5 protein-coding genes are annotated in these 6,582 nt (G+C 51.8%); 3 read left to right on the forward strand and 2 right to left on the reverse strand.

Going from position 1 to position 6,582, the window contains the following annotated elements; genetic code table 11:
- Positions 1-221 precede the first annotated feature (221 nt).
- Together QZR21_RS07415 and QZR21_RS07420 are read right to left on the reverse strand one after the other, a co-directional pair.
- Positions 222-974 carry a LytTR family DNA-binding domain-containing protein gene (locus QZR21_RS07415; RefSeq protein WP_296095811.1) on the reverse strand — a complete coding sequence of 251 codons (753 nt, stop codon included), beginning with the start codon at positions 972-974 and terminating at the stop codon, positions 222-224.
- Between the two features lie 170 nt (positions 975-1,144).
- Positions 1,145-2,881: a histidine kinase gene (locus tag QZR21_RS07420; RefSeq protein WP_296974682.1), complete on the reverse strand. Its 1,737-nt coding sequence runs from the start codon at positions 2,879-2,881 to the stop codon at positions 1,145-1,147.
- Between the two features lie 376 nt (positions 2,882-3,257).
- Between QZR21_RS07420 and madL the strand changes: the two genes are divergently transcribed.
- The 3 genes from madL to mdcA all read left to right on the forward strand — a co-directional run bounded on the left by madL (position 3,258) and on the right by mdcA (position 6,341).
- Positions 3,258-3,653, forward strand: coding sequence for a malonate transporter subunit MadL (gene madL, locus QZR21_RS07425; protein WP_296095806.1), 396 nt, complete (start codon positions 3,258-3,260; stop codon positions 3,651-3,653).
- A gap of 15 nt (positions 3,654-3,668) precedes the next feature.
- Complete coding sequence (gene madM, locus QZR21_RS07430) at positions 3,669-4,433, forward strand: malonate transporter subunit MadM (RefSeq protein WP_296095804.1); 765 nt, start codon at positions 3,669-3,671, stop codon at positions 4,431-4,433.
- A gap of 234 nt (positions 4,434-4,667) precedes the next feature.
- Entirely contained in the window at positions 4,668-6,341 is a 1,674-nt protein-coding gene (gene mdcA, locus QZR21_RS07435; protein WP_296974686.1) for a malonate decarboxylase subunit alpha, read from the forward strand.
- The last annotated feature ends 241 nt before the right edge of the window (positions 6,342-6,582 follow it).

Raw genomic sequence — 6,582 nt, forward strand, 5'->3', positions numbered from 1 at the left:
AGGGTCCTCTGCAGGACCCTCGCCTTCCGAGGAAAGAGGCCGATCAATGGCGGCAAAGCCGCTGTCCAACCTTATGTCCCCGCTTCAACAAGCGAAGCGATGTTGAAGCCACCACCCGGTTGGCGAGCGTAGCGATGCCAACCCACAACCCTTATGCCCCATTCACCCGAGCAGCCCGCCGGCCAGCCACAAACTCCATCAGCTCGACAAACCGCAATTGGCTATATGTGCAGTATATCTTTAAATGCCTTGATGTAATGCCGGGATACCGGAATCTTCTGCTTCTCGTAGCGGGTCATGGTGAGGAGGAGGGTGCCGTTATCCTGGGGCTCTATTTCGTGGATCATGGACAGGTTCACGATATATCCCTTATGGGTACGGAAAAATCCCAAAGGGGTAAGGAGGCTTTCGATGTCCCGCAGGGTCATCCGGGATTCCACGATGCCGCTGGTGGTATAGAAAAGGGAGCGGTCTGATTTCTCCGTGGAAATGAGTACGATTTCCCGGGCCGGGGATATCATGAGGGTTCTATCCCTTGTCTGGATGGCTATTTTCTGGGAGCTGGCGGTGACTTCGCCGGGCACCATGTTCTGGCGCCGGAGGGTAAGGCTGTCTTCGAGGCGGTCTATGATGCGATGAATCCGCTGTTCCGAGTAGGGTTTCAGGATATAGTCGAAGGCTTCCAGCTCAAAGGCCTGGAGGGCAAACTGGCTGTATCCTGTGGCGAATACGATTTTCAGGGGCAGGTCCATGGCCAGAATTTTCTGGGCACATTCCAGCCCGTTCATGATGGGCATTTCAATGTCCAGAAAAAGAATATCCACATTGGGATGGGACTTGAGAAAGGCCAGGACCTCTTTCCCATTGGCACACTCCCCTACGACTTTGACGCCGGGAATGGAGGCCAGTTCATACTTCAGTTCTCCCCGGGCCGGGAGTTCATCATCCGCTACCAGTGCATTGATTTGTTCCATGGGTATTTTCCTTCTTGCTTTTATGTACACAATTTTGAGTTTCAGTCAGGTTATTGAATTAGGAATTAGGAGTTAGGAATGGAGGTGGCGGCGCACAATTGATAGAGCGCCGCAGGCTGATTCTTTATCCTGATAACTGACTGCTGGAAGTTTCAGGCCAGTGCCCTGGCCTAGCCCTCTTCTTTTGCCAAGGGGTGGAGGACGATGGGTTTTGTGAGCTCATCGCTTTTTTTCTGGGCCTTTGGCTTCCTGGGAGCTTCAATCTTGGGAATATTGGCGAAGACCAGGGTTCCCTTATTTTCCTTGCTGACGATATGGAGGCCTGAGGATTTGCCGAAGAGAGAGAGAAGCCGCTGGTGCACATTGATGAGGCCGATCTGGTCCCGCCGCTTGTGGTCAATGAGGAGCTTCTTCCTCTTTCTGGGGGACATGCCAACCCCCGTATCAAGGACGTAGATTTTATAGTACTTCGGGTGCTCGATGAGGCCCACTTTGATTTTTCCGCCTTCCGGCCGCTTGAAGATGCCATGAATCACGGCGTTTTCCACGAGGGGCTGCAGCAGCAGCGGCGGTACCTGAATGGTATCCAGTTTATCCTTTGGGAAATCATAGGTGATTTTCAGGCGGTCACCAAAGCGAGCCCGCTCCAGCTCCGTATAGCTTTCAATGACGTGAAGCTCCTCGGACAGGGGAATGAGCTTGGATGGGTTATTCAGGCTGTGGCGGAAGTAGTCAGACAGGTACTGGATGAGTTTTCGCGCCGTATCGGGATCACTTCGGACGTAGTAGCTGATGGTATTCAACGTGTTGTAGAGGAAATGGGGGTTGATCTGGGCCTGGAGGGCGCGGATTTCCGCTTCCGCCAACAGGTTTTCCTCTTCCTTCATCTTGTCGTATTCATAAATGGCTTCCATCACGTGGCAGATGCCGTGGAGAAATTCGATACCCATCTTTGTGAAAGTATCGCCCTTGCTCTTGGCGGCAATGATGTAGCCCACGGTATCGTGGTGGTACATCACGGGCAGTGTCATGAGGTGGGGCATGTCGGGCAGTTTCTTCTGCAGCTTCAGTATGGCGATTTCTGCGTCCCCCTGGTTCCTGTCGGTATCATTCCTGTAATTGGTATGGATATACAGATGATCTTTGTAGGAAATGGCGGTCCAGGTCAGGTTTGGCAGGGAGGATGTTACAAGTTCCGCAATGCTGGCGATGTTCGTGTTGTTAAATCCATCGTGGAGAGTGGCAAAGAGGGCTGCCACCGCATTGAATGTGGTACGGGTGGTCTGGGTCTTTTCAGAATCCCGCTGGTGGATGAAGAATTCAATGACCATGTAGAACAGGCTCACGGCGATGGTATTGGTTACGATAATCGGCAGGGACAGGCTGAAGAAGCCATAGGGATTGTCTAAAGACTGGGGGAATGTGAGGAAGGCGAAAAACATCCAGAAAAGGAGTTCCAGCACCAGGGCATCAATGAAGGCCCAAAGCCAGAGCTGCTGGTGGTGGCTCTTCAGCCGCTTGGACAGAAATCCGGCGGCGATGCCCTGGAGGATAGAGAGACCCCCATGGATAAAGGAAGCATCGGTTTGGATGAAGAAGGCCCGGTGGAAGCCTGTGATGAGACCGGTCACGGTTCCTACGATGGGGCCGCCTACAAAGCCGCCAAGGATGATGCCCACGGCTCGGAAGTTAATGATGCCGCCGCCGGCACTGACGTTCCAGTAGGTGCCGCAGATGGACATGACGGAGAAGAGGATGATAAAAAGAATTGTATGTTTCCGGCTGAAGTGTTTGGCAGAAATGGCTTCCCTGAAAAAGGTGGTACGGCAGATCAGGAGGAGCAGCAGCAGGAAAATAGAAATGCCGAACCAGACATGCTGTATACCGACGACCCAAGAGGCATTCATGGCAACCATCCTTTCCTGAATATATAAAAAGGAAAAAAGAGCATAATTTATAGCTTAAAGGTTATATAAAACGATAAAAATAATAAATAATTTCTATTAATTCTATGTGCGCGGCTATGAATCCGAAAATCCATGCATTTCGTTTGCATCTTACCCCCTGTTTTCCGCATCTTAGCTAATTATATTTTAATCTATTGGAGATAGCGGGTATACTGATGGTGAAGAAAAACAAAGGATTTTTGATAAGCCCTATTTGATTTTATTATAGCAAATAGGAAGCCTGTCAGGTCCAAATTTTTGAAAAGCGGACAGGAACTTTCCCAAAGGGCAGTGGGGGAAGGAGAGCTGCTTTTCGAAGGAAAGGAAGGGTGTTATTATGGTTGTTTATGGTGTTGCGCTTCTTGCCTGCTGCTATCTGGCCGGCAACTTCGTAGGTGATTTACTGGGGGCTCTCCTGGGAATCAATGCCAATATCGGCGGCGTAGGTTTTGCTATGCTGTTCCTGATTCTTATTTCTACCTGGGCTATCCAGAAGGGGTACATGAAGGCACCGGAAGAACAGGGCATTAAATTCTGGAGTGCCATGTACATTCCCATCGTCGTAGCCATGAGTTCTATCCAGAACGTGGCAGCTGCTCTTGCAGGCGGTGTCGTAGCTCTTGTTGGTGCTGTACTGGCAGTGGTTATTGGCTATCTGGCCATTCCGTTCTTCTCCAAGGGTCACGGAGAAGCCTGGGCCAGGGATGAAGATGTGGTTAAAGACCAGAAATAAAGGAGGCAGGAAATCATGGATCTTGCAGCAATGATTACAAAACTTTTTGTTAAAAACGGCATGGTTTTTGCCTTTGCACTGCTGGGCATTGTCATGTACATTTCTTATAAACTGGCAGGCCTTACCAAGGGACGTATCCATGGCAGCGCCATTGCCATTTTCCTGGGCCTGGTCCTGGCTTATATCGGCGGTGTCACCACCGGCGGCCACAAAGGGATCGCCGATGTGCCGCTCTTTGCAGGTATGGGTCTTGTGGGCGGCGCCATGTTCCGGGATTTCGCCATTGTTTCTACCGCCTTCGGCGCGGACCTTCGGGAAATCAAGAAAATCGGCTGGCGTGGTGTAGCTTCCCTGTTCTTCGGTGAATTTATCTGCCTCGTGGCTGGTATCGCCGTGGCTTATCCCCTTGGATATACCAGTGCCGTAGATCTTGTCACCATCGGTGCCGGTGTGGCGACCTTCGTGGTAGGACCGGTTACCGGAGCTGCCCTTGGCGCTTCTTCTGAGGTTATTGCGATTTCCATCGCCGCCGGCGTTGTGAAATCGGTACTGGTCATGGTGGTTACCCCCTTCGTGGCCAAACCCCTCTCCATCAATAACCCCCAGTCCGCCATGGCCTTTGGCGGTATCATGGGAACCACCTCCGGTACCGCAGCCGGTATGGCCGCAGTCAACCCGAGGCTCGTACCCTATGCTGCTATGACGGCTACCTTCTATACCGGCCTCGGATGCCTGCTCTTCCCGTCGGTATTCTACTTCCTCACCACTCTGTTCTTCTGATGGATTTGCCATTCCGGGGCGGCGGTCCTGGGAAATTATTTTCCCGTCTCTCACAGGGAGCCAAACCGGAATGATTCCCTTCCTTTTCGGGAACGGGGTACCCGCGGCGGGTGCCCCGGACCTGAAAACCAATTTCAGAAGGGGCTATAATAAAAATATGAAACCTGTATATAAGACAGCTTGAGCTGCCGCTTATGTATTTCCCTATTGTTATAAAAGAAAGGACTTCATGCTATGTTAGAAATCAAACCGTGCAATAAGAACTGGCATACCAGGGGCGATGATACCGCTGCCAGACTGAATGCAGCCCGTGTTTATGCAGATGGAAAGATCGTAGATCCCGCCAATACGGTAAAACTACTGGAAGCAGTTCTCCGTCCGGGAGATAAGGTCAACATTGAAGGGGATAACCAGAAACAGGCTGATTTCCTGGCCAAGGAACTCTGCAAGGTAGATCCTTCCAAAGTCCATGATCTCCATATGATTCAGTCCACCCTTTCCATTCCGGAACATCTGGATGTCTTTGATAAGGGCATCGCCCGGAAGCTGGACTTTGCCTATGCCGGCAGCCAGGGCAAACGGCTGGCACAGATGGTACAGAATGGGGGCATTGAACTGGGTGCCATCCATACGTATCTGGAAATGTATTCCCGTTACTTCATCGACCTGGTACCGAGAGTTTCCCTGGTCTGTGCCGATGCAGCCGATAAGGAAGGCAATATTTACACCGGCTTCTCCACGGAAGATACACCGGCCATTGTAGAAGCTACAAAATTTAACCAGGGCATCGTCATTTTCCAGGTTAATAAGATTGTAGACAAGGTGCCGAGAGTGGATATTCCGTCGGACTGGGTGGACTTTGTCATTGAAGCACCGACCCCGTACCTCCTGAACCCCCTCTTCACCAGGGACCCTGCCAAGATTACCAACGACCGCATCATGAAGGCCATGATGGCTATCAAAGGTATTTATGCGGAATACGGCGTCAAAGTCTTGAACCATGGTGTCGGCTACGATACGGCAGCTGTAGAACTGCTCCTGCCGACATTCGGTGAATCCCTGGGCCTTAAGGGTAAGATCTGCACCCATTGGGTACTGAATCCCCATCCGACCCTGATTCCGGCCATTGAAACGGGCTGGGTACAGGCTGTCTATTCCTTCGGCTCTGAAGTGGGCATGGAAGAATACATCAAAGCCCGTCCGGATATCTTTGCTATCGGACCGGATGGCACCATGCGGTCCAACCGTGCCTTCTGCCAGGCTGCCGGCCACTATGCGGCAGACATGTTCATCGGCTCCACCATGCAGATCGACCGGTTCGGCAACTCCTCCACCGCCACAAAGAATAATGTGGCCGGATTTGGCGGTGCTCCGAACATGGGCTGCGATGCCAAGGGCCGCCGCCATGTGACAGAAGCATGGAAGAAGTGCGGCGAAGAAGTTGCAAACCGCTATGAACTCATGGGTGATCGGAACCGGGGCAAGAAGCTGGTAGTCCAGATGATTACCACGGTCTCTGCAAAAGGCTTCCCGGGCTTTGTGGACCAGCTCGATGCCGTGGCCCTGAAGAAGAATGCCAACCTGGACCTGGAACCGATCATGATTTACTCCGATGATCTTACCCATATCGTGTCTGAAGTGGGTATTGCCTGTCTCCATAAATGCCACAACATGGAAGAAAGAATGGATGCTATCCGTGCCGTTGCCGGCAAGACGGATGTGGGCAAACAGGAAGATCCGGAAGTTACGAAGAGACTCCGTAAGGAAGGCATCGTAAAGCTTCCGGAAGACCTGGGTATCAACCGGGCAGAAGCAACCAGGGATCTCCTGGCAGCCAAGAATATGAAGGACCTCGTAGACTGGTCCGGCGGCCTCTATGATCCGCCGGCTAAGTTCAGAAACTGGTAATTGAGGCCTGAATAAGCAATAAAAAAGCTCCCATTCCGAATGGTTTCGGAATGGGAGCTTTTTCGTGTTGGTGATGAATGTTGAAGAAGGGGGTTCATCATATTGCGGTTTGTCGAGCTGCTGTGCTCGGCGCAGATGGGTAGAGTCATTGGCATGGAGCTTCTAGCTGCTAGCGGCTAGCTGCTGGGAAGGCTGATTCGCCTGCGGCGCTTCCAACAGTTTCCATCAGCTAACCTCAGCC

The organism is uncultured Dialister sp. (assembly GCF_900541605.1).
In the GTDB taxonomy this organism is placed as follows: domain Bacteria; phylum Bacillota; class Negativicutes; order Veillonellales; family Dialisteraceae; genus Dialister.

Coding starts and splice junctions, on each gene's coding strand:
- QZR21_RS07415 (WP_296095811.1), bottom strand. CDS start 974: ATGGAACAAATCAATGCACTGGTAGCGGATGATGAACTCCCGGCCCGG.
- QZR21_RS07420 (WP_296974682.1), bottom strand. CDS start 2,881: ATGAATGCCTCTTGGGTCGTCGGTATACAGCATGTCTGGTTCGGCATT.
- madL (WP_296095806.1), top strand. CDS start 3,258: ATGGTTGTTTATGGTGTTGCGCTTCTTGCCTGCTGCTATCTGGCCGGC.
- madM (WP_296095804.1), top strand. CDS start 3,669: ATGGATCTTGCAGCAATGATTACAAAACTTTTTGTTAAAAACGGCATG.
- mdcA (WP_296974686.1), top strand. CDS start 4,668: ATGTTAGAAATCAAACCGTGCAATAAGAACTGGCATACCAGGGGCGAT.